Source organism: Streptomyces canus, assembly GCF_041435015.1.
Lineage (GTDB): Bacteria > Actinomycetota > Actinomycetes > Streptomycetales > Streptomycetaceae > Streptomyces > Streptomyces canus_G.
The window spans coordinates 7,914,250-7,939,185 of sequence record NZ_CP107989.1 but is presented as its reverse complement, the minus strand read 5'-3'; the positions used below and the strand labels follow the sequence as shown (position 1 = coordinate 7,939,185).

The following is a 24,936-nucleotide window of genomic DNA, read 5'->3' as shown; positions in this document are numbered from 1 at the left end:
CGTTTTTGGGCGCAGCCCTCGAAGAAATCTACGCCACCGGTCGGCCGCTCCCATCCATCGGTCCGGTCCTTAGGCTGGGGGCATGCTCTCGGAACCGCGCTCTGGACGCCTTGCCGCTTGGGGAAACGGCCTTTTGGCCGGACTTGTCTCGCCGGACGACGCCGTACTGGCGATCGTCGGTGACGATGCCGTGCACCGGGTCGAAGGGCTGCCGGGTGAGACGGCGGCCGTCGGTCTGACGCTGGCGCTGGGGCGGCTGCGGTCGCTCGGCGTGACGGGACTGCGGGTCGCGCTCCCCGCTCCCGGGCATCCGCTGGGGCTGAGCGGGCCTCCGGAGTTCAACGCGCGGGCGTTGGACGCCGAGGAGGCGGTGGTCTGTCACGGCGCCGCGCTGGGGCTGGTGCCGGAGGTGTACGAGGCCGGGCCGTCGGGTGATGTGCATGTCGAGGTGGTGTGGCATGTGCTGCCGGTGCGGGAGGCTCCGCCGGCGGATGTTCCCTCGCTGGGCGAGGCCGAGCGCGAGCTCGCGGAGGCGCTCCGGGAGGCGACCGAGGTGTTGTCGGGGCTGGACCTGGCCGGCTCGGGTCCGGTGGCGGAGGCGGCGATCGATGCGTACCGGGCTCGGGCCGAGCGGGGGCGGGAGGTTCTGGCGCCCGGGTATCCGCCTCGGGCGGTACGGGTGTTGGAGCTTGCTCAGCGGGTGGGGCTGTTGGTGTCGCTGGCCTATGAGAACGGGCACGGGGGTGCGGTCAGCTCCGCCGAGATGCGGGCTCGAGGGGAGGCGTTGCGGCCGGTGGAACGGACGGGGCGGCGCGCGCAGGTGGCTGCGTACAACGCGTATGTGGAGGAGCTGGAGCGGGGAGTGCGGTGAGCTGTGCCTGATCGTTCGGCTGCGGGCCCGGTGGGGGCTGGTCGCACCCGCACACCGGCACAGCGAGGCACATCCCACCGTCCGTTTCTACGGCGGCAACGCCAAGGGCCCCACAAGTCGCGTTGACTTATGAGGCCCCGTTGCTCAGACCTGACGTCAGTCGTTCGCACCCGCGTTGCCGAAGGCCGGGTTCAGCAGGGCGATGAGGTTGGCGGTGTTGCCGACCACGTTCACCGGGACGTGCACCGGAGCCTGGATGAGGTTGCCCGAGGCGACGCCCGGCGACTTCACGGCCGCGCCGTCGGCACCCGCGTCGGCGACAGCGGCACCGGCAGCGGCACCCGTGGCGATACCGGCGACGGTCAGGGCCACGGCAGCCTTCTTGGCGATGTTCATGAGAAGCGTTCCTCCTGCGTTTGCGAGTCCGACCCGGCCGCGGGTCGTGCGCTGATCAACGCGGAAGGACAAGGGACGGTACGGAGATACGAGCAGGAGTGCCCGTTCGGATCATTCGAACGACAAACGGACCGGCCTCCCGGGTGCGGGGTGCACCCGGGAGGCCGAAGTCACTGCCCGCTCGGGGGAAGTCAGCGGTTGACGCCGAGGTTGCCGAAGGCGGGGTTCAGCGCGCCGATGACGTTCACGCTGTTGCCGACCACGTTCACCGGGACGTGCACCGGGGCCTGGATGAGGTTGCCCGAGACGACGCCGGGCGAGCCCACGGCCTTGCCGTCGGCGTGCGACCCGTCGGTGGCGGAGGCCATACCGGCACCGGCCGCGACCAGTCCGCCGGCCACCATCGTCACGGCCGCTACCTTCTTCAGGTTCTTCACTTCTAAGCCCTCCCTAGCGATTGCCGCGGCAGTCGCCGCAGCACGCACTGGAGAACGGCGGAGATCCACGAAGGATGCGCCATCCGGGGGACATTCCCACGACGGTATGAATCTCAGTCCGGAGCGGAACCCTCCGTATTGCCGTGCGTCTCGTGGATCAACCGGCCACACCGTGACGAACCGCCCACAGGGCCGCCTGGGTCCGGTCCGCCAGGTCGAGTTTCATCAGGATGTTCGAGACGTGTGTCTTGACGGTCTTCTCGGAGAGGACCAGCGCGCGGGCGATCTCCCGGTTGGAGCGGCCGTCCGCGATCAGCCCGAGCACCTCGCGCTCCCGCTCGGTGAGCGAACCGCCTCTGCCCTGGCCGGAGTTGTTCTCCTCCTGGGACAACAGGGCGCCCGCGACCTCGGGTTGGAGCAGGATGTGGCCGGCGTGGACGGAGCGGATGGCTCCGGCGAGGGCGTCGGGGTCGACGTCCTTGTAGACGTATCCGGCGGCGCCCGCGCGCAGGGCCGGGACCACGGTGCGCTGTTCGGTGAAGCTGGTGACGATCAGCACGCGCGCGGGGTTGTTCAGTTCGCGGAGTTTGCGCAGGGCGTCGATGCCGTCCATGCCCGGCATCTTGACGTCCATGAGGACGATGTCGGGCTTCAGTTCCTCGGCGCGCTCGACGCCCTCGGCGCCGTCGGCCGCCTCGCCCACGACCTCTATGTCGTCCTGCACTTCGAGGAAGGTGCGCAGACCCCGGCGGACGACCTGGTGGTCGTCGACGAGCAGGACCTTGATCGCGTCAGCCACCGGGTACCTCCATCTCGATCGTGGTGCCCTTGCCGGGCGCCGATTCCACGGTCAGCGTGCCGCCGACCCCGCTGGTGCGGTCCCGCATGGAGACCAGACCCAGGTGGCGTCCCGCGCGGCGTATGGACTGCGGCTCGAAGCCGCTGCCGTCGTCCGTCACGCGCAGGACGGCTCCGCCGCCGCGCCGGTCCACGGTCACGTCGACGTGGGCCGCGCCCGAGTGCCGCAGCGCGTTGTGCAGGGCCTCCTGGGCCACGCGGAGCATGGCCTCCTCCTGGGCGGCGGGCAGGGCGCGGAAGCTGTGGGCGGCGAAGGTCACGCGCGCGGTGTGGGCACGGTCCAGGACCTGGACGTGGGTGCGGAGGGTGGCGGTCAGGCCGTCCTCGTCCAGGGCCGCGGGGCGCAACTCGACCACGGCGGCGCGCAGTTCGTCGGTGGCCTCGGCGGCGAGCGTGGCCACCTGCTGCATCTCGTCCTTGGCGCGGGAGGGGTCACGGTCGACGAGGGCTGCGGCGGCCTGGGCGGTCAGGCGCAGGGAGAACAGCTTCTGACTGACCGCGTCGTGCAGTTCGTGGGCCAGCCGGGAGCGCTCCTCGGCGATCGTGAGCTCCCGGCTGCGTTCGTACAGGCGGGCGTTGGTCAGGGCGATCGCGGCGTGCTGGGCGAGGATCGAGAGCAGTTCCTCGTCCTCCTCGGTGAAGCCGCAGCTGCCCTCGGGCTTCGGGCACGGGGGGTGTGGGGGGTGTCCCCCCACAGGACGCAGCTTGTTGGCGAGGAACAGTGCACCGATGACCTCGTCGCCGTCGCGGATCGGCAGGCCCAGGAAGTCGATCAGGTCCGGGTGGGCGGACGGCCAGCCCTCGAAGCGGGGGTCCTTGCGGACGTCGGCGAGGCGCTCGGGGGTGGCCTCGTGCAGCATCGCGGCGAGGATGCCGTGCTGGCGCGGGAGGGGGCCGATGGCCTTCCACTGGGCGTCGCTGACACCGTCCACCACGAACTGGGCGAAGCCGCCGTGGTCGTCGGGGACGCCGAGGGCGGCGTACTGCGCGTCGAGCAGCTGGCGGGCGGAGGCGACGATCGTCTTGAGGACGTCGCGCACCTCGAGGTGCCTGCTCATGGCCAGCAGCGCGGAGCTCACCGCGGCGAGGCCGGACCGGGGGCCTTGACTCATGCCCTCAGAGTACGGGCGGGGTGTGACAGCGCGGATCGGACCTGTGACGGCCTCCGACTAGGGCGAACGACCTAGGGCGAAGGGCCTCGCCGCTTTGCGGCCCGCGTCCGAGGCGGCCGGGACCGCCCCGTTCCTACGTTGGGAGCACGCCGATCAGGAGGCGTGGAGGACGAGGGGACGTGTGTCATGCCGGTAGCGATCATCACGGGGGCCTCGAAGGGGCTGGGACGGGCGCTCGCCGAGGGCCTGGCCGCGCGGGGCTGGGACCTGGTGCTCGACGCGAGGACGGCGGAGGTCCTGGAGGAGACGGCGGCCGCGCTCGCCGGGCACGGCACCCGGGTGACGGCTCTGCCCGGGGACGTCACGGACCCGGCGCACCGCTCGGAGCTGGTGGCCGCGGCCTGGAGGCTCGGTGGCGTGGATCTGCTGGTGAACAACGCGAGCGCGCTGGGTGCCGAGCCGCTGGCCCGGCTCGAGGGGCTGCCCCTGGACGGGCTGCGCCGCGCGCTGGAGGTGAACGTGGTGGCCGTGCTCGGGCTGGTTCAGGAGGCGCTGCCGCTGTTGCGGGCGTCGGAGGCCGGCACGGTGATCACGGTGAGTTCGGACGCCGCCGCCGAGGCGTACGAGACGTGGGGCGGTTACGGGGCGTCCAAGGCCGCCCTGGACCACCTGGCGGCGGTGCTGGGCGAGGAGGAGCCGCGGTTGCGGGTGTGGGCCGTCGATCCCGGGGACATGGCGACGGACCTGTACGCGGCGGCCGTACCGGACGACGGTGATCCGCGGCCGGAGCCGGCGAGCGTGGTGCCGGCCTTTCTGCGGTTGCTGGACGAGCGGCCGGCGAGCGGCAGGTACGGGGCGCCCTCGCTGCTGGAGGGGCGATGACACTCGCGGTGCGCGTACCGGAGGAGCTGTCGGCACGGTTGCCCGCCGAGCAGCGTGGGCCGGGGCTCGACCGGGACGCCGTACGGCTGCTGGTGTCGCGGGGTACGGCGGTGTCGCACCACTCGTTCGGGGAGCTTCCGCGGTTGCTGCGGGCTGGGGACCTGCTCGTCGTGAACACCTCCCCCACGCTGGCCGCGGCCGTCGACGGGCGGATCGGGCACGCGCGTGTGGTGGTGCACTTCTCCACGCGCGGGGACGACGGCCGGTGGGCGGTCGAGCTGCGGGATCCCGACGGGAGGGGCACCACGCGTGCGCGTGCGGGAGGGCCCGCGGGGACGGAGGTGCGGCTGCCCGGGGGCGGGCGGCTGGTCCTGGCGGAGGCGGTGAGCGAGCGTCTGTGGTGGGCGCGCGTGTGCGGCGGGGAGGTTCTCGGGCTGCTGCGGGAGCACGGGCGGCCCATTCGGTACTCCTATACGGAGCGGGACCAGCCGTTGTCCGTCTATCAGACGGTGTTCGCGCTGCCGTCGTCCGACGGGTCGGGCAGTGCGGAGATGCCCAGTGCGGCACGGCCCTTCACCGCGCGGCTGGTGGCGGAGCTGGTGAGCCGGGGTGTGCAGTTCGCGCCGGTCACGCTGCACACGGGGGTGGCCTCGACGGAGGCGCACGAGCCGCCGTATCCGGAGCGGTTCTCGGTGCCGGAGGCCTCCGCGCGACTGATCAACGCGGTGCGGGCCGGGGACGGCAGGGTCGTCGCCGTCGGGACGACCGCGGTGCGGGCCGTGGAGTCGGCCGCCGGGGCCGACGGGGTCGTACGCGCGCGTGAGGGATGGACGGACCTCGTCGTGACCCCGGAGCGCGGGGTGCGGGTGGTGGACGGGCTGCTGACCGGGCTGCACGAGCCGGAGGCCTCGCATCTGCTGATGCTGGAGGCGGTCGCGGGGCGGGCGGCGATCGACCGCGGGTACGAGGAGGCGCTGCGCAGGCTCTACCTGTGGCACGAGTTCGGGGACGTGCATCTCCTCCTGCCCCCGGAGGGTTCTCACGCAGAGCATTGCTCAGGCAACTTTCGGTGAGACCGATGTGCGGGCGATGTGAGCCCGCACATAGGGCGCAGATCACGTACGAAGCGACATAGGAGACAAAGGCTTACGTCGTGAACGGCACAGACGTTCCAGTCTGTCCGTTTTTGTCCTCCCCCGGTCCACTATCCGGGGTCGTACGTCACACCTTTGCCCGGGTGTTTTGCGCCAGCTAAGAATGGCCAACGTCGCTCAGCGCCGCGGGTTCCGACCGCGGCGTTTGTGCCGGAAGCACCCGTGTCCTCCAGGACAGCGAGCGACCTCCCGCGCTATTCGAAGAGGTCCATCCCGCATGCCCAAGAACCCTTTCACCCGTGGTCATCGTCGCGAGCTGAGCAAGCGCCACAAGATCGCCGTCGCCGGCGTCGCCACGCTCGGTGCCGCCGCCGTCGTGTTCAGCGCGGTTCCGGGCAACGCGGAGACCACCACGTCCGAGGCCACCGTCTCCTCGGCCCCGGTGAAGTACTCCTCCGAGCAGCTCAAGAGCCGCCAGGCCGACGTCAGCGAGCAGCTCGCCGCCAAGGCCCTGCAGAGCAAGGCCGCCGCCGAGGCGAAGGCAGCGAAGGCGCACGCCGAGGCGAAGGCCAAGGCCAAGGCCGCGGCCGCCGCGAAGAAGAGGGCCGCGCACGCCGCCGCCGCCAAGAAGGCCGCGCAGGCGCGCAAGGCCAAGGCCGCGAGCCGGGCCGCGCATCGCGCCAAGCTCAAGGCCGCGGTGCACAAGAGCTACGCCAACAACCTTGACGGCTGGATCAAGGAGTCCCTGGACATCATGAAGGCCAAGGGCATCCCGGGCAGCTACAACGGCCTGCACCGCAACATCCTCCGGGAGTCCTCGGGCAACCCGAACGCGATCAACAACTGGGACATCAACGCCATCAACGGCATCCCGTCGAAGGGGCTGCTCCAGGTCATCCCGCCGACGTTCCGGGCGTACCACGTCGCGGGCACGTCCTGGAACATCTACGACCCGGTCGCCAACATCACCGCCGCCGCCAACTACGCGGCCGACAAGTACGGCTCGATGGACAACGTGAACAGCGCGTACTGAGGTCGCGCGGACCTCTTCTACGCACAAGGGCGGCACCCTGTCGGGGTGCCGCCCTTCACCGTGGTACGACAGTGATCACTTGCGCATGACCTCGGGCTCGTGGCGGCGCAGGAAGCGGGCCACGAAGAAGCCGCAGACCACGCCGATGGCGATGAGGGCGATCATGTCGAGGCCCCAGACGCCGACGGTGTGGTTCCACAGCGGGTCGGTCGAGTCGCCCGGTTTGACGGGCGGGTTGACCTGGTTGAAGTCCAGCGTGGCGCCCGCGGCGGCGACCGCCCAGCGGGACGGCATGAGGTACGAGAGCTCGTTGACGCCGATCGTGCCGTGCAGGGTGAACAGACAGCCGGTGAAGACGACCTGGACGATCGCGAACATGACCAGCAGCGGCATGGTCTTCTCGGACGTCTTCACCAGCGCGGAGATGATCAGGCCGAACATCATCGAGGTGAACCCGAGGCCCATGATCGGCAGACACAGCTCCGCGAGGGTGGCGCTGCCGAGGACCAGTCCCTCCTTGGGGAGGCCACGGCTGGCGAAGCCGATGACGCCGACCATCAGTCCTTGCAGGATGGTGATCACGCCGAGCACGAACACCTTGGACATCAGGTACGCCGAGCGGGACAGGCCGGTGGCCCGCTCCCGTTCGTAGATGACCCGTTCCTTGATCAGTTCGCGGACGGAGTTGGCGGCGCCGGCGAAGCAGGCGCCGACCGCCAGGATCAGCAGGACGGTGGTGGCCGTGCTGTTGGGCTCGGGGAGTTTGGTCCTGGGGTCGATCGGCTTGGGCAACAGCGGGTCGCCGAAGTCGATGAGCAGGCTCACCGCGCCGAGGACGAGCGGCAGGATCACCGTCAGGGCCAGGAAGCCCTTGTCGGACGCTATGACGGAGACATAGCGGCGCACGAGTGTCCCGAACTGGCCCATCCAGCCCTGCGGCTTCGGCGGTTTCATCGCCTGCATCGGAGGCAGCTGTACGGACTGTGCGGCGACGGCGTCGATGTCCGCGGCGTACATCTGGTAGTGCTGTGAGCCCTTCCAGCGTCCGGCCCAGTCGTAGTCGCGGTAGTTCTCGAAGGCGGAGAAGACGTCGGCCCATGTGTCGTAGCCGAAGAAGTTCAGCGCCTCCTCCGGCGGGCCGAAGTAGGCGACCGCGCCGCCCGGGGCCATCACCAGGAGCTTGTCGCACAGCGCCAGCTCGGCCACGGAGTGGGTGACGACGAGGACCGTGCGGCCGTCGTCGGCGAGGCCGCGCAGCAGCTGCATGACATCGCGGTCCATACCCGGGTCGAGGCCGGAGGTCGGCTCGTCCAGGAAGATCAGGGACGGTTTGGTGAGCAGCTCCAGGGCGACGGAGACGCGCTTGCGCTGGCCGCCGGAGAGGGAGGTGACCTTCTTCTCCTTGTGGATGTCGAGCTTCAGCTCGCGCAGCACCTCGTCTATGCGTGACTCGCGCTCGGCGCCGGTGGTGTCGGCCGGGAAGCGGAGTTTGGCCGCGTACTTGAGGGCCTTCTTGACGGTCAGCTCCTTGTGCAGGATGTCGTCCTGCGGGACCAGACCGATGCGCTGGCGCAGCTCGGCGAACTGCTTGTAGAGATTGCGGTTGTCGTAGAGGACGTCGCCCTGGTTGGCGGGCCGGTAGCCGGTGAGCGCCTTGAGCAGCGTCGACTTTCCGGAACCGGACGGTCCGATGACCGCGATCAGGGACTTCTCCGGGACGCCGAAGGAGACGTCCTTGAGGATCTGCTTGCCGCCGTCGACCGTGACGGTCAGGTGCCGGGCGGAGAACGTCACCTCACCGGTGTCGACGAACTCCTCGAGGCGGTCGCCGACGATCCGGAACGTGGAGTGGCCGACGCCGACGATGTCGCTCGGGCCGAGCATCGTCGAGCCGCCCTTGGCGATGGGCTGGCCGTTGACGTACGTGCCGTTGTGGGAGCCGAGGTCGCGGATCTCCATGCGGCCGTCGGGCGTGGAGTGGAACTCCGCGTGGTTGCGGGAGACCTGCAGGTCGGAGACGACCAGGTCGTTCTCCAGAGCACGGCCGATGCGCATGATGCGGCCGATGGTGAACTGGTGGAACGTGGTCGGGCTGCGGTCGCCGTAGACCGGCGGCGCGCCCGCGCCCGCGCCGGGTCCCTGCTGCTGCGGGATCTTCTGCGGCGGCTGGTGCGCGTACGGCTGCGGCTGCGGCTGTTGCCGGGGCTGGGGCTGGGGCCATCCGGACGGCGAGGCCTGCTGGTGCGGGGCCTGCTGTGGTGTCTGCTGGGCCCAGCCGGGGTTCGCGCTCTGCGCGACGTACGGCTGCTGCCGGGGCTGCGGCTCGGCGACCGGGGCCGCGGTGCCGGACAGGCTCAGCAGCGGGCCGTCGTTCGCGTTGCCGAGGTGGACCGCCGCGCCCGGCCCGATCTCCGTCTGGTGGATCCGCTGGCCCTGCACGAACGTGCCGTTGGTGCTGCTGTGGTCCTCGATGACCCAACCGCGCCCGCTCCAGACGATCGTGGCGTGACGCCAGGACACCCTGGCGTCGTCGAACACGATGTCCCCCTGCGGATCGCGTCCAAGGCTGTACGACCTGGACGGATCGAGCGTCCAGGTACGTCCGTTCGCTTCCAGTACGAGTTCCGGCACTCCAAGCCCCACTGAGTAGTCCCCCGCATTGCCCCCGTCACAGGGAGTGTAGGGATGTCGAACATCGTCGGGAACTATTTCAGGATCCACCTCCTGACCGAAAGTTGAGCCCCGAGAACACCACGTTCGCGCGCTTCGGCCGGTTCCGTTGACGGGGTTGAAACCGACCCGGAGAGTGGGTAATCCACGCGAGGGGGACAAGCGCGGTCTTGTCCGCGCCGCGGATCGGGGGGTCTGCCATGAGTGCGTCCATGAGCGCCGAGACGACGAAGCACGGCGTGAGGCTGCCGTGGGGCGACATCCTGCTGTCCGCCATAGCCGCCGTGAGCTGGGCGTTGATCGGCATGGCGGGTGCGGCCGCGCTCGGTCTGCATCTGCTGGAGGCCGATTCCGCGGCCTCGCTGGGCCCGATGACCGCGGCGGTTGTGGCCCTGGCGGCGGGTGGTTCGGTGACACCCTCCGGTGACGTGTCCGCGTTCGGGTTGACGGGGGCGGAGGCGACTACCGCCATCGAGATCACGCCATTGGGCGTCAGCCTCGTCGGCGCGGTGCTTTTGTCATGGTTCTTCCTACGGTCCCTGCGGGGCGCCGGAGCGGTGATCGCGCCGTCGGAACTCCTCGCGCGCGGGGGGTCGGTGATCGTCCTGTTCACGGCGATGATGGGCGGGCTGGCCTGGGCGGGGCACGACGTCATCACGATCGACGGGGGCGCCCTGGGGCTCGACAAGCTGCCCGGCGCGGGCGGGAGCGGCGGCCTCGACATCCCCGGACTGGGGGACGTCGGGGACATCGGCGGGCTGCTGCCCGACCAGATCGGGGGCCTCATCGACGCGAAGGCCGCGGTCGGCTTCACGGTGGACACCGCGCCGACGCTGCTCGGCGGGCTCGGCTGGTCGGCCGGGATCCTGCTGGTCGCCCTGCTGGCGTCCCGCCGTACGCCGCTGCCGCGCGGCTGGGAGGCCGTGCACCGCGTGGTACGGCCGGCCGTGTCCGCCCTCGTGACGGTGATGCTGGTCGCAGTGGCCGCGGGGCTCTCGGCGGCGGCGTTCGCGGCGATCGGCGACGACCACCCCAAGCGGATCGCGGGAGCGGCGCTGCTCGGTGCGCCGAACGGGGTGTGGCTGGGCATCCCGATCGGCCTGTTCGTCCCCTTCGACGGCCGGGCCACGGGGGTGCTGACGAACTTCCTCCCGGACCCACTGGACCGACTCCTCACCTCGGACTCCGACCAGTCGGTGTCCCTGGGGCGCCTGGCGGAGCTGGACGGGCGGGTGTGGCTGCTGGGGGTGGGGGCGGCGCTGATGATGCTGCTGGCGGGAGTGCTTACCGCTGTGCGGACGCCGGTGGGGGTTCGGGGAGACGGGGTGAAGGGGGCCGGGCGGGAAGGGGGCAGCGGTTCTGCGGGGGCGGGGTCCGAGGTCGTACGTGATCCCGGTGCCCTTGGTTTCGCGGGGCGGTGCGCGGTACGCCTGGGGATCGCCACGGCGTTGGCGCTGCCGTTGCTCGCCTGGCTGACGGCGGTGTCGGTGGACGCCTCGCTGTCGGTGCTGGGGTTCGACGCGTTCGGCGCCGGGGTCCGGCTGCGGGGGCAGCTGGGCATGGCGCTGCTGCTCGGGGCGCTGTGGGGTGCGGGGGCGGGGGCCGCGGGGGCGTTGCTGGCCCGGGCGACGGGGGCGGCGGGGGCCCGGGCGGCGGGGCCGGCACTGGGTGACTTGGCGGGTGGCGGTGCGGGGGCAGGGGCTGTGGGGGTGCGGGCGGCTGGGGAGGTCGGGGGGCAGGCGGCCGGAGCGGCCGGAGGCTCGCGGTATGGCGGTGCGGGTGGGGCGTATCAGCGGGCGGACGGGCCGTACGCGAGTGGGGGCGGGACGGGCGGGAGTGAGGGCGCGCCGCGTGGGAGTGGGGGCGCGGCCTATGGGAGCGGTGCCGGGCCGCATGAGAGCGGGAGCGCGTCCTACGGGAGTGGCGCCGGGCCGCATGAGAGCGGGAGCGCGTCCTACGGGAGCGGCGCCGGGCCGCATGAGAGCGGGAGCGCGTCCTACGGGAGCGGCGCCGGGCCGCATGAGAGCGGGAGCGCGTCCTACGGGAGCGGCGCCGGGCCGTATGGGAGTGAGGCTGGGCCGCGTCGAGGTGAGGGTGGGGGCAGGGAGTACGAGGAGGGCGGGCCCGGGGCGTACGACGGTGGACCACGGCCGTACGACGGTGAGCCGGGACCCTACGTGCGGGGTACGCCTCATCGGCCTCCGAACCCGGCGACGAACCCGTATCTGCGGGTGCCGGATGAGTTGCTGGGGCCTCAGGATGCACGGCCCGGTGGCGAGGGTCGGCGAGAACCGGGCCGCGAGGGCGGCGGGCAGGCGCCGCCTGGGCCAGAGGGCGGTTGGCGGACACCGGGCCCTCAGGACAACGAGCGCCCACCTCGGCCGGAGGGCGGTCGGCCGACACCAGGCCCTCAGGACAACGAACGCCCACCTCGGCCGGAGGGCGGTCGGCCGACTCCGGGCCGTGAGGACGGTGGGCGCGCGCCGCGGCGTGAGGGTCGTCGGGAAGAACCTGGGCGGGAGGGGCCGGGAGTGTCGGGCAGGGGGTGGCCTGGTGGTGGGGCGCCGGCCGCCTCCGGTCCGCAAGGCTCCGGCGGGTACCGGCAGGACGAGGGGACGGACGCGCCGGGCGGCAGCCCTCGGCCACAAGACGGGCCCGGCAGTAGCCCTCGACGACAGGACGGGCTCGGCAGCAGGCCTCCGCTGGACAGGCCCGGCGGCAGCCCTCGGCCGCAGGATGAGGTGCAGCCCCCCGAGGAGAGCGCTCGGCCGTCGGACGATTCACGTCGGCCCGGCGGATCGCCACCGCCCGACAACGTCTACGGCGCCCCCACGATGGCTCGCCCGATCGACGAGCCCCCTCGTTCACCGCAACGGCCTCCCCGGCAGCGACCGGGTGGCCGACGGTCGTCCTCCGGAGACGAGGGCCGTCAGTCACCGCCACCGCCACCACCTCCTCCCCCGCCCCCGCCACCGCCGCCGCCGCCGCCGCCGCCAGGGAAGCCGAAAGGGCGGCGCTGACACGGCGCCCGTCGCAGGCAGGGCTGTGTGGGGAGACGGCGTGGTCGCCGGCCGGGTGTTCCCGCCGTGCGGTGGGGTCGTTCGAAGCCGGCGGAATCAAGGCCGCTCCTGCCCTCGCGGAGTCGTAGGACACGGCCGTCGGCCGGGCCCTTGGCCTCGCCGGCTCCGGGCGGAACGCTGCTGAACACCGACCCGATCCCGCTCCCTCAAGCCCCCTCCCGCAGCGAAGCCGTGTCCCGCTGGTAAGGATCTCGCCACCCGCCCGCCACCGAGTGTTCCGTGTCCGTCAGACGGACCGCGGGAGCAGAAGGCACTGGGTGCCGGATACGGTGGGAACACCATGAGCGCTTCGCAGACCTCGTCCTCCGACGTCCCCACCCTTCTCGTCAAGATCTTCGGGAAGGACAGGCCGGGCATCACGGCCGGCCTCTTCGACACCCTCGCCGCGTACTCCGTCGACGTGGTCGACATCGAGCAGGTCGTCACGCGTGGCCGCATGGTGCTGTGCGCGCTCGTGACCGCGCCGCCCCGCACGCTGGAGGGCGATCTGCGGGCGACCGTCCACAGCTGGGCCGAGTCGATCAAGATGCAGGCGGAGATCATCTCCGGTCTCGGCGACAACCGGCCGCGCGGGCTGGGGCGTTCCCTGGTCACCGTGCTCGGTCACCCGCTCACCGCGGAGGCCACCGCCGCCATCGCCGCCAAGATCGCCCAGGCGGGCGGCAACATCGACCGTATCTTCCGGCTGGCCAAGTACCCGGTCACGGCCGTCGAGTTCGCGGTGTCCGGCGTGGCGACCGAAGCGCTGCGCACCGCGCTCGTCACGGACGCCGCCAAGCTCGGCGTCGACGTGGCCGTCGTCGCGGCCGGTCTGCACCGCCGGGCCCAGCGGCTCGTCGTCATGGACGTGGACTCCACGCTCATCCAGGACGAGGTGATCGAGCTCTTCGCCGCGCACGCCGGCTGCGAGGACAAGGTCGCCGAGGTGACCGCGGCCGCGATGCGCGGCGAGCTGGACTTCGAGCAGTCGCTGCACGCGCGCGTAGCGCTGTTGGAGGGGTTGGACGCCTCGGTCGTCGACAAGGTGCGCTCCGAAGTACGGCTCACGCCGGGCGCGCGCACCCTCATCCGTACGCTGAAGCGCCTCGGCTTCCAAGTCGGTGTCGTCTCGGGCGGATTCACCCAGGTCACCGATGATCTGAAGGACCGGCTGGGGCTGGACTTCGCCCAGGCCAACACGCTGGAGATCGTCGACGGGAAGCTGACGGGCAAGGTCACCGGGGAGATCGTGGACCGCGCGGGCAAGGCGCGGCTGCTGCGCCGGTTCGCTGCGGAGGCGGGAGTGCCGCTGTCCCAGACGGTGGCGATCGGCGACGGCGCCAATGACCTGGACATGCTCAACGCGGCCGGGCTCGGGGTCGCCTTCAACGCCAAGCCGGTGGTGCGGGAGGCCGCGCACACCGCGGTGAACGTGCCCTTCCTGGACACGGTGCTGTACCTGCTGGGCGTCACCCGCGAAGAGGTCGAGGCGGCGGACGCGCACGAGGAGGACTGACCCGGCACATCGGCAGGGGCCCGGCACCATGACGGTGCCGGGCCCCTGCCGTGTCACGCGCCGGTGGGGGTCGCGGTCAGTCGGACGGTGCCCAGTAGTCGGCGAGGGTGGCCACGCCCGGCTCCAGGGTCTTCCAGGGGCCGCTGAACGTCAGGACGGCGAAGGCGGCGGCAGGGAAGCCGCGCGCGCTCATCCGCTGGCGGGCGTCACCCTCGGCGGCGCCGGCAAGGACGTCGGCGAGACCCTGCACACCCGGGTTGTGGCCGATCAGGACGACGTTCTGCAGGTCGTCCTGGGTTTCGTTCAGCACGGCGATCAGCTCGCCGGGAGAGGCCTCGTAGATCCGCTCCTCGTAGACCGTTTTCGGCCGGTGCGGGAACTCCTGCACGGCGAGCTTCCAGGTCTCACGGGTCCGGGTCGCGGTGGAGCAGAGGGCCAGGTCGAAGGGGATGCCGGAATCGACCAGTCGTCGTCCGGCCTCCGCTGATTCTTTGCGGCCACGGTCGGCGAGCGGCCGCTCATGATCGGTCACCTGCGGCCAGTCGGCTTTCGCATGCCGGAAAAGGACAATCCTGCGGGGTTCTGCGACGCTCATGGGATCCAGCTTCGCATGAAACAGGCCATGGGGCGCAGGGAGTTGACGGGCGGCTTTATGGGTGCTCAGCGCGCTATCAGCTGCTGGACCCGCTCCAGGAACTGGGTGACGGCCGGGTCACCGGAGGCCGCGTGCGCGTCGGCGGGGTTGAGGATGAGGGCCAGGAGCACCACGAAGGCGAGCGTCGGCAGGGCGAGGGCCCACCAGGGCAGGCGGATGTCGACGCCGCCCCGGGACGCCGGGTGGGGCGGGGTGTGCGTAGGGGCCGACATGAGTGCCTCCGCTGTCTTCGAGTGGCCTGGGCGGTGACCGGCGTGGCGCGGTCACATCTCGAAGTTACGGAACCGGGGGCCTTCAACCCATCCGGAGATCCACCCAGTTGACCCTGACACTCGCCCCCTAGGGGACAGGGGGTTAACCCCACCGTCGGAGCCGGGAACGGGTGCCCGGATCAGGGCGAGGCGATCGTCGCGATGATCGCGATGACGACGAAGATGGCGAAGAACGAGCCGAAGACCAGCAGCATCTTCTTCTGGCCGTTTTGGGGGTTCGGATCGAGCACTGGCATACGGCCAGTCTCGCACCCCGGTCTCTTACCGGGGCTGCCGGGGTGACCTCAGCGGGCCGCCTCGTCCTCCACCGTGCGGTCGCGGCCCGCCAGCACCCCGACCGCCATCTGCGGGACCAGCAGGCCGACCATGAGCGCGATCGGCAGGCCCCAGCCGCCGCTGTGCTGGTACAGCACGCCCACCAGGAGCGGTCCGGGGATGGAGATCAGATAGCCGGTGCTCTGCGCGAAGGCGGACAGCTGGGCCACGCCCGCGCCGGTCCTGGCCCGCATCCCGACCATGGTGAGGGCCAGCGGAAAGGCGCAGTTGGCGACGCCGAGCAGGACGGCCCAGGCCCAGGCGCCGGCGGCCGGGGCGAGGTACAGGCCCGCGTATCCGGCGAGGCCGCAGGCGCCGAGCGCGATCACGATCGGGCCCTGGTGCGGCAGCCGCGTGGCCACGCGCGGGATGACGAAGGCCAGCGGGACGCCCATCACCATCGTGACGGCCAGCAGCAGCCCTGCCGTGCCGGCGGACACGCCCGCGTCCCGGAAGATCTGCGCCATCCAGCCCATGGTGATGTAGGCGGCGGTGGCCTGGAGCCCGAAGAACACGGCGAGCGCCCAGGCGGTCCGGCTCCGGGTGATCCGCAGCGTGGGCGGCTCCACGCGCGCGTGCGTCTGCCGGACCGGCCCCGCCCCGTCCACGCGCGCGTGGACATGCCGGGAGACCCCTTGCACGGCCTCCCGCTCCGCCGGGGCGGCCCCCCGGTCCCGTACGAGCGGGATCCACGGCAGTACGGCCGCGGCGGCCAGGCCGGCCCACACCGTGAGTCCGGACTGCCAGCTCCCGCCCAGTGCCTCGGTCACCGGCACGGTCACTGCGGCCGCGGCCGCGGTGCCGAGGGCGAGGGCCATCGAGTACAGGCCGGTCATGGAGCCGACCCGGTCGGGGAACCAGCGCTTGACGATGACCGGCATCAGGACGTTGCTGACGGCGATGCCCATGAGGGTGAGTGCGCTGGCGGCCAGGAAGCCCGCCGTGGAGCCCGTGTACGGCCGTATGAGCAGACCTGCCGTGATGGCGACCATGCCGGCGCACACCACCGCGCCCGCGCCGAAACGGCGGGCCAGACGCGGGGCCATGACGCCGAAGACGGCGAAGCACAGCGGGGGGACCGAGGTGAGCAGGCCGGCCATGCTGCCGCTCATACCGAGTCCGTCGCGCACCTCTTCGAGGAGGGCGCCGAGGCTGGTGATGGCGGGGCGGAGGTTGAGAGCGGACAGCACGATGCCGACGACGACCAGGCGCACCGCCCACGCGCGCGTGGCGGGCACCGCGGCTCCCTCCTGCGGCCCGACACCGGAATCGCGTGCGATCGCGGAACCGGGTGCGGTCGCGGAACCGGGTGCGGTCGCGGAACCGGGTGCGGTCGTGGACTTCGGTGTCCGGGTTTCCTCGCGTGCCATGCCGCCTATCATAGAATCATAGGATGATTGGTTGTCCATCCCCGGGGCGTCCTCGTTCGTCCCGCCCGTGCGAAGGTGTGCCATGCCCCTGAGCCATCCCCGCCGCTCGGCGCTGTCCGAGCAGGTCATCGCCGCGCTGCGCAACCAGATCACCTCGGGCGAATGGCCGGTCGGCTCCCGGATCCCGACGGAACCCGAACTGGTCGAGCAGCTGGGGGTCGCCCGCAACACGGTCCGCGAGGCGGTCCGCGCGCTCGCCCACAACGGCCTGCTGGACATCCGGCAAGGCTCGGGGACGTACGTCGTGGCGACCAGTGAGCTGGCCGGCGTGATGCACCGCCGGTTCGCCGACGCGGACCCCCGGCACATCGCCGAGCTGCGGTCCACCCTGGAGTCGTCCGCGGCGCGGCTGGCGGCCGAGCGGCGCACCGAGAAGGATCTCAAGCAGCTCGACGCGCTTCTCGTCCGGCGCGATCAGGCCTGGGAGTCGGGCGACGCGGAGGCCTTCGTGACCGCGGACGCCACCTTCCACCTGGCCGTGGTGGCCGCCTCCCACAACGAGGTGATGACCGAGATGTACGCGGACCTCGGCGAGGTGCTACGGGACTGGCTGCGTGAGGACGTCGGCGAGAAGCTGACGCCGGAGACGTACATGGACCACGCCCGGCTCGTCGACGCGATCCGCGCGGGCGACGCGGCGGCGGCCGCCGTGGAGGCGGCCGGTTACCCCTTCCTGTGCCGTCCGGGACGGTTCAGCGCGCCAGCTTCCGGTGGCTGACCCACACCGAGCGGACCTCTTTCCAGCACCGGCCGGTCAGCCGCACGGTCTGCGCGGGCCCCGCCTGGACCTCGGCGCCGTCGGTGTCGAGGTCCCACCAGCGGTCGCACTCGATGTGCAGGCGGACGCCGTCGGTGCGCGGATAGGGGTTGTGGCAGTAGGTGGTCACGTGGGAACCGGTGACCCTGCTGCGACAGGAGGCGCCGAACAGCTCCGAAGCCGCGGCTCCGGGCGCTTCCACGCGCGTGTGCGGCATCGCTTCGTACGACAAGGAGATCACGAGACAGACGGCTGCGGTCGCTGAGGCCAGACTGCGGGACAGGCGCACAAGGGGACCTCCTCGGCCGTGCTGGGGAGGGAATCGCGGGTGAACCCGTGATCCAGCGTGCCCAGTTGTGGATGTCCGCGCGCGGCCGGTGGGCCGAACGGGGGACATCCCGGGACACCCCCGAGCCGCGTCCGTCGCGCCGGAGGCCCGAGCGTCGAGGGCCCCCACCCTCGACGGGTGGGGGCCCTCAGAATCGGCCGAGGCTCAGCGGCAGCGTCACGCGCCGATCGCGTGCAGGCCGCCGTCCACGTGGATGATCTCGCCGGTGGTCTTCGGGAACCAGTCGCTCAGCAGGGCGACGATGCCCTTGCCGGCCGGCTCCGGGTCCTTGAGGTCCCACTCCAGCGGGGAGCGGTTGTCCCACACGGCGGCCAGGTCGCTGAAGCCGGGGATGGACTTGGCGGCCATCGAGGCGAGCGGGCCCGCGGAGATGAGGTTGCAGCGGATGTTCTGCTTGCCCAGGTCCCGTGCGACGTAGCGGCTGGTGGCCTCCAGGGCGGCCTTGGCCGGGCCCATCCAGTCGTACTGCGGCCAGGCGTACTGCGCGTCGAAGGTGAGGCCGACGACCGAGCCGCCGTTCTGCATCAGCGGCAGGCAGGCCATGGTGAGCGACTTCAGGGAGTACGCCGAGACGTGCATGGCCGTGGCCACGGACTCGAACGGCGTGTTCAGGAAGTTGCCGCCGAGCGCGTCCTGCGGCGCGAAGCCGATGGAGTGCACGACGCCGTCGAGGCCGCCGAGCTCCTCGCCGACGATGTCGGCAAGACGGCCGAGGTGCTCGTCGTTGGTGACGTCGAGCTCGATGACCTTGGTGGGCTTGGGGAGCTTCTTGGCGATGCGCTCGGTCAGCGTGGGCCGCGGGAACGCGGTCAGGATGATCTCGGCGCCCTGCTCCTGGGCCAGCTTGGCGGCGTGGAAGGCGATGGAGGACTCCATCAGCACACCGGTGATCAGGACGCGCTTGCCCTCGAGAATTCCGCTCATGGTGTTCAGTGACCCATTCCCAGTCCGCCGTCAACGGGGATGACGGCTCCAGTGATGTACGAGGCGTCGTCCGAGGCCAGGAACCGCACCGTCGCGGCCACCTCCTCGGGCTGCGCGTAACGACCGAGCGGCACCTGCTTCACGATGCCCTCGCGCTGCTCGTCGGTGAGCGCCTTGGTCATGTCGGTGTCGACGAAGCCGGGCGCGACGACGTTGAAGGTGATGTTGCGCGAGCCCAGCTCACGGGCGAGGGAGCGCGCGAAGCCGACCAGGGCGGCCTTGGAGGCGGCGTAGTTGGCCTGGCCGGGGCCGCCGTAGAGACCGACGACCGAGGAGATCAGGACGACCCGGCCCTTCTTGGCGCGCAGCATGGCGCGGTTGGCGCGCTTGACCACGCGGAAGGTACCGGTGAGGTTGGTGTCGACGACCGAGGTGAAGTCCTCCTCGGACATCCGCATCAGGAGCTGGTCCTTGGTGATGCCGGCGTTGGCGATCAGAACCTCGACCGGGCCGTGCTCGGCCTCGATCTCCTTGTAGGCCTGCTCCACCTGCTCGGTGTCGGTGATGTCGCACTTGACGGCCAAGAAGCCGGCCGGCGGCTCACCCGAGCGGTACGTGATCGCGACCTTGTCGCCGGCGTCGGCGAATGCGCGGGCGATGGCGAGGCCGATGCCCCGGTTGCCTCCGGTGACGAGAACCGAGCGGCTCAACGGATCACCCTTTCCATAGGGGTCTGACACACCCGCCCGAACACGTGGATGGCAGGCGGCTTCCCCGAAAACCTATCGGGCCGGTCGCTGTCGGGGACATTCGGGCACCGACAGTGGCTTACGGGACTCGCTGTCGGGTCCCTACAGAAAGTTGCCGACAGCGGTCACAAACGTGTGGTCCGCACACCGGTCGCCGCGACATGATCGGGGCAGCCCCTCGCCCACCCTCACGCCGACAGGAAGAGACCCAGGTGCCTCATACGATCGACGAAGCCTTCACAGCGCTTCCCCTACGTGCCCTCGCCGACGCCGCGCTGGCACGCGCGCGTGCGCTCGGCGCCGAGCACGCGGACTTCCGGTTCGAGCGGGTGCGCAGCGCGTCCTGGCGCCTCAGGGACGCCAAGCCCTCCGGGTCCTCGGACACCACCGACCTCGGGTACGCGGTGCGGGTCGTCCACGGCGGCACCTGGGGCTTCGCGTCCGGCGTGGACCTGACGCTGGACGCCGCCGCCAAGGTCGCCTCGCAGGCCGTGGCCATGGCGAAGCTCTCCGCCCAGGTGATCCGCGCGGCCGGGTCCGACGAGCAGGTGGAGCTCGCCGGAGAGCCCGTGCACGCCGACCGTACGTGGATCTCGTCGTACGAGATCGATCCGTTCTCCGTGCCCGACGAGGAGAAGGCGGCGCTGCTCGCGGACTGGAGCGCGCGGCTGCTGGCGGCCGACGGGGTCAACCACGTCGACGCCTCGCTGCTCACCGTGCACGAGAACAAGTTCTATGCCGACACCGCCGGCACCGTGACCACGCAGCAGCGGGTGCGGCTGCATCCGCAGCTGACCGCGGTGTCGGTCGACGAGTCCAGCGGCGAGTTCGACTCGATGCGGACCATCGCGCCGCCGGTCGGCCGTGGCTGGGAGTACCTCACGGGCACCGGCTGGGACTGGGAGAGCGAGCTGGAGCAGATCCCGGAGCTGCTCGCCGAGAAGATGCGGGCGCCCAGTGTCGAGGCGGGCCTGTACGACCTGGTCGTCGACCCGTCCAACCTGTGGCTGACCATCCACGAGTCCATCGGCCACGCCACCGAACTGGACCGCGCGCTGGGCTACGAGGCGGCCTACGCCGGCACCTCCTTCGCCACCTTCGACCAGCTCGGCAAGCTCAGGTACGGCTCCGAGCTGATGAACGTCACCGGTGACCGCACCGCCGAGCACGGCCTCGCGACCATCGGCTACGACGACGAGGGCGTCGAGGGCCAGTCCTGGGACCTGGTGAAGGACGGCACCCTGGTCGGCTACCAGCTGGACCGGAGGATCGCGAAGCTGACCGGGTTCGAGCGCTCCAACGGATGCGCCTACGCCGACTCCCCCGGGCACGTCCCGGTGCAGCGCATGGCCAACGTGTCGCTCCAGCCCGACCCGGCCGGGATGTCGACCGAGGACCTCATCGGGAGCGTGGACCGCGGTATCTACGTCGTCGGGGACCGGTCCTGGTCGATCGACATGCAGCGCTACAACTTCCAGTTCACCGGCCAGCGGTTCTTCAGGATCGAGAACGGGCGGATCACCGGACAGCTGCGGGACGTCGCCTACCAGGCGACCACCACCGACTTCTGGGGCTCGATGGCCGCCGTGGGCGGCCCGCAGACCTATGTCCTCGGCGGCGCCTTCAACTGCGGCAAGGCCCAGCCCGGCCAGGTCGCGGCCGTCTCGCACGGCTGCCCGTCGGCCCTCTTCAAGGGCGTCAACATTCTGAACACCACGCAGGAGGCCGGTCGATGAGCGCCCGCACCAACAAGCCGCACGAAATCGTCGAGCGGGCCCTCGCGCTGTCCCGGGCCGACGGCTGTGTCGTGATCGCCGACGAGCAGTCGACCGCCAACCTGCGCTGGGCGGGCAACGCGCTCACCACGAACGGCGTCACGCGCGGGCGCACGCTGACGGTCGTCGCGACCGTCGACGGCAAGGAGGGCACCGCCTCCGGTGTGGTCTCCCGGTCCGCGGTGACCGCGGACGAGTTGGAGCCGCTGGTGCGGGCCGCGGAGGCCGCCGCGCGCGGTGCCGCGCCCGCCGAGGACGCCCAGCCGCTGGTCACGGGCGTACCGGAGTCCCCGGACTTCACGGACGCACCCGCCGAGACGTCCTCGGCCGTCTTCGCCGACTTCGCGCCGGCGCTCGGCGAGTCCTTCGCACGCGCGCGTGCGGGTGGCCGCGAGCTCTACGGCTTCGCCAACCACGAACTCGTGTCGACGTATGTGGGCACGTCCACGGGGTTGCGGCTGCGCCACGACCAGCCCAACGGCACGCTGGAGCTCAACGCCAAGTCGCCGGACCGGACCCGCTCGGCCTGGGCCGGACGCTCCACCCGGGACTTCAAGGACGTCGACCCGGCAGTCCTGGACGCCGAGCTCGCCGTACGCCTGGGATGGGCCGAGCGGCGCCACCAGTTGCCCGCCGGGCGGTACGAGACGCTGCTGCCGCCGACCGCTGTCGCCGACCTGCTGATCTATCAGCTGTGGTCGGCGTCGGGCCGGGACGCGGCCGAGGGGCGGACGGTGTTCTCCAAGCCGGGCGGCGGCACCCGGGTCGGCGAGAGGCTGACCGAGCTGCCGCTGACCCTGCGCAGCGACCCGCACGAGCCGGGCCTGGAATCCGCGCCCTTCGTGGTCGCGCACTCATCCGGTGGCGATCAGTCGGTGTTCGACAACGGTCTGCCGGTCGCCGCCACCGACTGGATCCGGCAGGGCGAGCTGGCGCATCTGATGACGACCCGGCACAGCGCGGGCCTGACCGGGCTGCCCGTCGCCCCGGCGGCCGGCAGCCTCGTCCTCGACGGAGGCTCGGACCTCTCGATCGAGGAGATGGTCGCGAACACCACGCGCGGGCTGCTGCTGACCTGCCTCTGGTACATCCGCGAGGTCGACCCGGCCACCCTGCTGCTCACCGGGCTGACCCGGGACGGCGTGTACCTCGTCGAGAACGGCGAGGTGACCGGCGAGGTCAACAACTTCCGGTTCAACGAGTCGCCGGTCGGCCTGCTGGGGCGGGCGACGGAGGCGGGGCGGACGGAGAAGACGCTGCCGAGGGAGTGGAGCGACTACTTCACCAGGGCCGCGATGCCGGCGCTGCGGGTGCCGGATTTCAATATGAGTTCTGTCAGTCAGGGCGTATAACCTCGTAGCCGGTAGTCACTCGACTGCCCGAGGACCTTTCTAGGAGATACGAGAACCGTGACGGACATCGTCGACGAGCTGAAGTGGCGTGGGCTGTGGGCCCTGTCCACTGACGAGGACGCTTTGCGCAAGGCGCTCGCGGACGGTCCCGTCACGTTCTATTGCGGTTTCGACCCCACGGCGGCCAGCCTGCACGTCGGTCACCTGGTGCAGGTCCTCACCATGCGCCGGCTCCAGCAGGCGGGCCTGCGCCCGCTGGCGCTGGTGGGCGGGGCGACCGGGCAGATCGGCGACCCCCGCCCCACGGCCGAGCGCACGCTGAACGACCCGGAGACGGTCGCGAACTGGGTGTCCCGGCTGCGCGCGCAGATCGAGCCGTTCCTGTCCTTCGAGGGCGAGAACGCCGCGGTCATGGTGAACAACCTGGACTGGACGGCCGGGATGTCGGCCATCGAGTTCCTGCGGGACATCGGCAAGCACTTCCGTGTCAACAAGATGCTCACCAAGGACTCGGTCGCACGCCGGCTGGAGTCCCAGGAGGGCATCAGCTACACGGAGTTCAGCTACCAGCTGCTCCAGGGCATGGACTTCCTGGAGCTGTACCGGCGGTACGGCTGCACGTTGCAGCAGGGCGGCAGCGACCAGTGGGGCAACCTCACGGCGGGGCTCGACCTGATCCACAAGCTGGAGCCCGAGGCCGAGGCGCACTGTCTCGCGACGCCGCTGATGGTCAAGGCGGACGGCACCAAGTTCGGCAAGACCGAGGGCGGCGCCGTCTGGCTCGACCCGGAGATGACCACGCCGTACGCGTTCTACCAGTTCTGGCTGAACGTGGACGACCGGGACATCTCGACCTACCTGCGCATCCTGTCCTTCAGGTCCCGTGAGGAGCTCGAGGAGCTGGAGAAGCAGACCGAGGAGCGTCCGCAGGCCCGGGCCGCGCAGCGGGCGCTGGCGGAGGAGCTGACGACGCTGGTGCACGGCGCCGACCAGACGGCCGCCGTGATCGCCGCGAGCCGTGCCCTCTTCGGGCAGGGGGAGCTGGCGGAGCTGGACGAGAAGACGCTGACCGCGGCGCTCTCGGAGGTGCCGCACATCCGGGTCGCCGAGCTCGGTGCCGTCGTGGATCTGTTCGCCGAGGTGGGACTCGTGGCCAGCAAGTCGGCCGCGCGGCGGACGGTGAAGGAGGGCGGGGCCTACGTGAACAACGTCAAGGTCGCGGCCGAGGACGCGGTGGCCGCCAAGGAGGACCTGCTCCACGGTCGCTGGCTGGTGCTGCGCCGGGGCAAGAAGAACCTGGCCGCGGTCGAGGTCACCTCGGCCTAGATCCTGAGCACAGCAGAAGGGGGCGCCTCTCCCGGTGGAGGGCGCCCCCTTCGTCGTACGGCTCTCAGGTCCGGAATTTCCTCTTGCCCAGCGTCGCCATGTAGAGCATGTCGCCGAAGCCGACGATGACGATCGCGGCGATGAGCTGGAAGACGTGGCGGCTCCAGTCGATGCCGGGCGTCTCGTCCACGCCGAACCCGCGCGCCATGGCGTTGCCGGCCACGGCGCCCAGCATGCCGAAGATGCTGGTCAGCCAGAGGGGGCTGTGCTGTTTGCCGGGGATGATCGCCTTCGCGATGAGACCCAGCACGAATCCCACGATGATCGCCCACAACCAGCCCATGGCTGCCTCCTCGTACGGCTCGACGTGAGCATTACGGTCAGTGTCGGTCCGTTCGGGCTACGCCGCATGCCGGGTGCGGCCGTACGTGCCGGGAGCGAGCCGGTTCGCCCGGGCGGGAGGTGCCCCGGTCTCGTAGGCGGCGCAGACGCGGCGTAACGTGGGAGTTGTCCGGGCCCGGTACCTCCACCGGGTACGGAGCGGATGCGGGGAACGCGGAGAGTCCGATGCGGGCGGATGGTGGAATGTGATGCGGAAGCAGCATGGCGGCGGCAGCGCCCAGGTGTTCCGGATCACCGGAGCCAGGACGAGCCTTCAGGAGGACGTGCGCGGACGTCAGCGCCGGTACGTCATCTCGATGACGGTCCGTACGATTTCCGTGGTGCTCGCGGCCACGCTCTGGAACGTCGAACGGCACGTCGCGATCGTCGCGCTGGTGCTCGGGGCGGTTCTGCCCTATATCGCCGTCGTCATCGCCAACGCGGGGCGGGAGAACGCGCCCTCGCTGCCGTCGACCTTCGTGACCGCTCCCACCCGGCCGATGATCTTGCCGCCGCGAGCCGATGACGACTTCGCGGAACCCGTGCCGGAAGGCGGTGCGGGCGGGGCGGCGTCGGGTGCACGGGGTGAACCGCGCGAGCGGACCTGAAGCACCAAGCTCAAGGAAAGCTCAGATCAATCATGTTGTTCCAGTGCCGTACGACGGGTTACCCGTGACATACTTCGTACGCGCTCCGCATCCCCCGTCGGAGCGACAGACCGAC

At 71.1% G+C, this 24,936-nt stretch carries 23 protein-coding genes and 1 pseudogene; 11 read left to right on the top strand and 13 right to left on the bottom strand.

The annotated features are described in order from the left end of the window. Positions 1-82: 82 nt before the first annotated feature. Positions 83-871, top strand: coding sequence for a hypothetical protein (locus tag OG841_RS36245; RefSeq protein ID WP_328637523.1), 789 nt, complete (start codon positions 83-85; stop codon positions 869-871). A gap of 156 nt (positions 872-1,027) precedes the next feature. On the opposite strand, the gene OG841_RS36240 is transcribed toward OG841_RS36245, so the two are convergent. The 4 genes from OG841_RS36240 to OG841_RS36225 all read right to left on the bottom strand — a co-directional run bounded on the left by OG841_RS36240 (position 1,028) and on the right by OG841_RS36225 (position 3,674). After that, on the bottom strand, positions 1,028-1,267 hold the full coding sequence (locus OG841_RS36240) for a chaplin (RefSeq protein ID WP_371568439.1): 240 nt from the start codon (positions 1,265-1,267) through the stop codon (positions 1,028-1,030). 191 nt (positions 1,268-1,458) lie between these two features. Further along, positions 1,459-1,704, bottom strand: a complete 246-nt coding sequence (gene chpE, locus OG841_RS36235) for a chaplin ChpE (protein WP_323184347.1) — start codon at positions 1,702-1,704, stop codon at positions 1,459-1,461. Positions 1,705-1,861: 157 nt separating this feature from the next. Continuing rightward, complete coding sequence (locus OG841_RS36230) at positions 1,862-2,503, bottom strand: response regulator (RefSeq protein ID WP_057618176.1); 642 nt, start codon at positions 2,501-2,503, stop codon at positions 1,862-1,864. Continuing rightward, complete coding sequence (locus tag OG841_RS36225; protein ID WP_371568435.1) at positions 2,496-3,674, bottom strand: GAF domain-containing sensor histidine kinase; 1,179 nt, start codon at positions 3,672-3,674, stop codon at positions 2,496-2,498. The genes OG841_RS36230 and OG841_RS36225 overlap by 8 nt, the downstream gene beginning before the upstream one ends. A 186-nt stretch (positions 3,675-3,860) precedes the next feature. Between OG841_RS36225 and OG841_RS36220 the strand changes: the two genes are divergently transcribed. The 3 genes from OG841_RS36220 (at position 3,861) to OG841_RS36210 (ending at position 6,683) form a co-directional block, all read left to right on the top strand. Continuing rightward, entirely contained in the window at positions 3,861-4,556 is a 696-nt protein-coding gene (locus OG841_RS36220; RefSeq protein ID WP_328637526.1) for an SDR family NAD(P)-dependent oxidoreductase, read from the top strand. Then, positions 4,553-5,629, top strand: coding sequence for an S-adenosylmethionine:tRNA ribosyltransferase-isomerase (locus tag OG841_RS36215; protein ID WP_328637527.1), 1,077 nt, complete (start codon positions 4,553-4,555; stop codon positions 5,627-5,629). Before OG841_RS36220 ends, OG841_RS36215 begins: the two co-directional genes overlap by 4 nt. 298 nt (positions 5,630-5,927) lie before the next feature. Then, the gene (locus OG841_RS36210; protein WP_328637528.1) at positions 5,928-6,683 is read left to right on the top strand and encodes a transglycosylase SLT domain-containing protein; all 756 of its coding nucleotides are present in this window, start codon (positions 5,928-5,930) and stop codon (positions 6,681-6,683) included. 75 nt (positions 6,684-6,758) lie between these two features. Here OG841_RS36210 and OG841_RS36205 read toward each other — a convergent pair whose 3' ends face one another. Beyond that, a complete protein-coding gene (locus OG841_RS36205; protein WP_365122864.1) occupies positions 6,759-9,314 on the bottom strand; it encodes an ABC transporter ATP-binding protein/permease in 2,556 nt (851 codons plus the stop codon). Positions 9,315-9,553: 239 nt separating this feature from the next. Here OG841_RS36205 and OG841_RS36200 point away from each other — a divergent pair. After that, positions 9,554-11,173: pseudogene (locus tag OG841_RS36200) on the top strand (streptophobe family protein); the annotation flags it as partial. 1,540 nt (positions 11,174-12,713) lie between these two features. Beyond that, complete coding sequence (serB, locus tag OG841_RS36195) at positions 12,714-13,928, top strand: phosphoserine phosphatase SerB (protein WP_328637530.1); 1,215 nt, start codon at positions 12,714-12,716, stop codon at positions 13,926-13,928. 76 nt (positions 13,929-14,004) lie between these two features. On the opposite strand, the gene OG841_RS36190 is transcribed toward serB, so the two are convergent. The 4 genes from OG841_RS36190 to OG841_RS36175 all read right to left on the bottom strand — a co-directional run bounded on the left by OG841_RS36190 (position 14,005) and on the right by OG841_RS36175 (position 16,552). Next, positions 14,005-14,523: a SixA phosphatase family protein gene (locus OG841_RS36190; protein WP_371568430.1), complete on the bottom strand. Its 519-nt coding sequence runs from the start codon at positions 14,521-14,523 to the stop codon at positions 14,005-14,007. A gap of 65 nt (positions 14,524-14,588) precedes the next feature. Beyond that, the gene (locus tag OG841_RS36185; protein WP_069766417.1) at positions 14,589-14,795 is read right to left on the bottom strand and encodes a hypothetical protein; all 207 of its coding nucleotides are present in this window, start codon (positions 14,793-14,795) and stop codon (positions 14,589-14,591) included. A gap of 179 nt (positions 14,796-14,974) precedes the next feature. Then, on the bottom strand, positions 14,975-15,091 hold the full coding sequence (locus OG841_RS36180) for an SGM_5486 family transporter-associated protein (protein WP_086724758.1): 117 nt from the start codon (positions 15,089-15,091) through the stop codon (positions 14,975-14,977). Between the two features lie 48 nt (positions 15,092-15,139). Then, positions 15,140-16,552, bottom strand: coding sequence for a CynX/NimT family MFS transporter (locus OG841_RS36175; protein WP_371568428.1), 1,413 nt, complete (start codon positions 16,550-16,552; stop codon positions 15,140-15,142). A 70-nt stretch (positions 16,553-16,622) separates the two neighbouring features. Here OG841_RS36175 and OG841_RS36170 point away from each other — a divergent pair, with 70 nt between their 5' ends. Continuing rightward, complete coding sequence (locus OG841_RS36170) at positions 16,623-17,318, top strand: FadR/GntR family transcriptional regulator (RefSeq protein ID WP_328637533.1); 696 nt, start codon at positions 16,623-16,625, stop codon at positions 17,316-17,318. On the opposite strand, the gene OG841_RS36165 is transcribed toward OG841_RS36170, so the two are convergent. The 3 genes from OG841_RS36165 to fabG form a co-directional block, all read right to left on the bottom strand. Beyond that, positions 17,293-17,646 (bottom strand): hypothetical protein, encoded by a 354-nt coding sequence (locus OG841_RS36165; protein ID WP_328637534.1) that lies wholly within the window; start codon positions 17,644-17,646, stop codon positions 17,293-17,295. The two genes, OG841_RS36170 and OG841_RS36165, sit on opposite strands and share 26 nt — an antisense overlap. Positions 17,647-17,862: 216 nt before the next feature. After that, the gene (gene fabI / locus OG841_RS36160) at positions 17,863-18,630 is read right to left on the bottom strand and encodes an enoyl-ACP reductase FabI (RefSeq protein WP_059206314.1); all 768 of its coding nucleotides are present in this window, start codon (positions 18,628-18,630) and stop codon (positions 17,863-17,865) included. A gap of 5 nt (positions 18,631-18,635) precedes the next feature. After that, a complete protein-coding gene (gene fabG, locus OG841_RS36155) occupies positions 18,636-19,340 on the bottom strand; it encodes a 3-oxoacyl-[acyl-carrier-protein] reductase (protein ID WP_125190472.1) in 705 nt (234 codons plus the stop codon). 251 nt (positions 19,341-19,591) lie between these two features. On the opposite strand from fabG, the gene OG841_RS36150 reads away from it, so the two are divergent. The 3 genes from OG841_RS36150 to tyrS are packed head-to-tail and all read left to right on the top strand — an operon-like array spanning position 19,592 to position 23,832. After that, complete coding sequence (locus OG841_RS36150; protein WP_328637535.1) at positions 19,592-21,115, top strand: TldD/PmbA family protein; 1,524 nt, start codon at positions 19,592-19,594, stop codon at positions 21,113-21,115. Beyond that, entirely contained in the window at positions 21,112-22,506 is a 1,395-nt protein-coding gene (locus OG841_RS36145; protein ID WP_328637536.1) for a metallopeptidase TldD-related protein, read from the top strand. The genes OG841_RS36150 and OG841_RS36145 overlap by 4 nt, the downstream gene beginning before the upstream one ends. 57 nt (positions 22,507-22,563) lie before the next feature. Then, entirely contained in the window at positions 22,564-23,832 is a 1,269-nt protein-coding gene (gene tyrS / locus OG841_RS36140; protein WP_371568422.1) for a tyrosine--tRNA ligase, read from the top strand. Positions 23,833-23,896: 64 nt separating this feature from the next. Here tyrS and OG841_RS36135 read toward each other — a convergent pair whose 3' ends face one another. Then, positions 23,897-24,175 (bottom strand): GlsB/YeaQ/YmgE family stress response membrane protein, encoded by a 279-nt coding sequence (locus OG841_RS36135; protein ID WP_371568419.1) that lies wholly within the window; start codon positions 24,173-24,175, stop codon positions 23,897-23,899. Positions 24,176-24,422: 247 nt separating this feature from the next. Here OG841_RS36135 and OG841_RS36130 point away from each other — a divergent pair, with 247 nt between their 5' ends. Beyond that, complete coding sequence (locus OG841_RS36130; RefSeq protein WP_328637539.1) at positions 24,423-24,821, top strand: DUF3099 domain-containing protein; 399 nt, start codon at positions 24,423-24,425, stop codon at positions 24,819-24,821. The last annotated feature ends 115 nt before the right edge of the window (positions 24,822-24,936 follow it).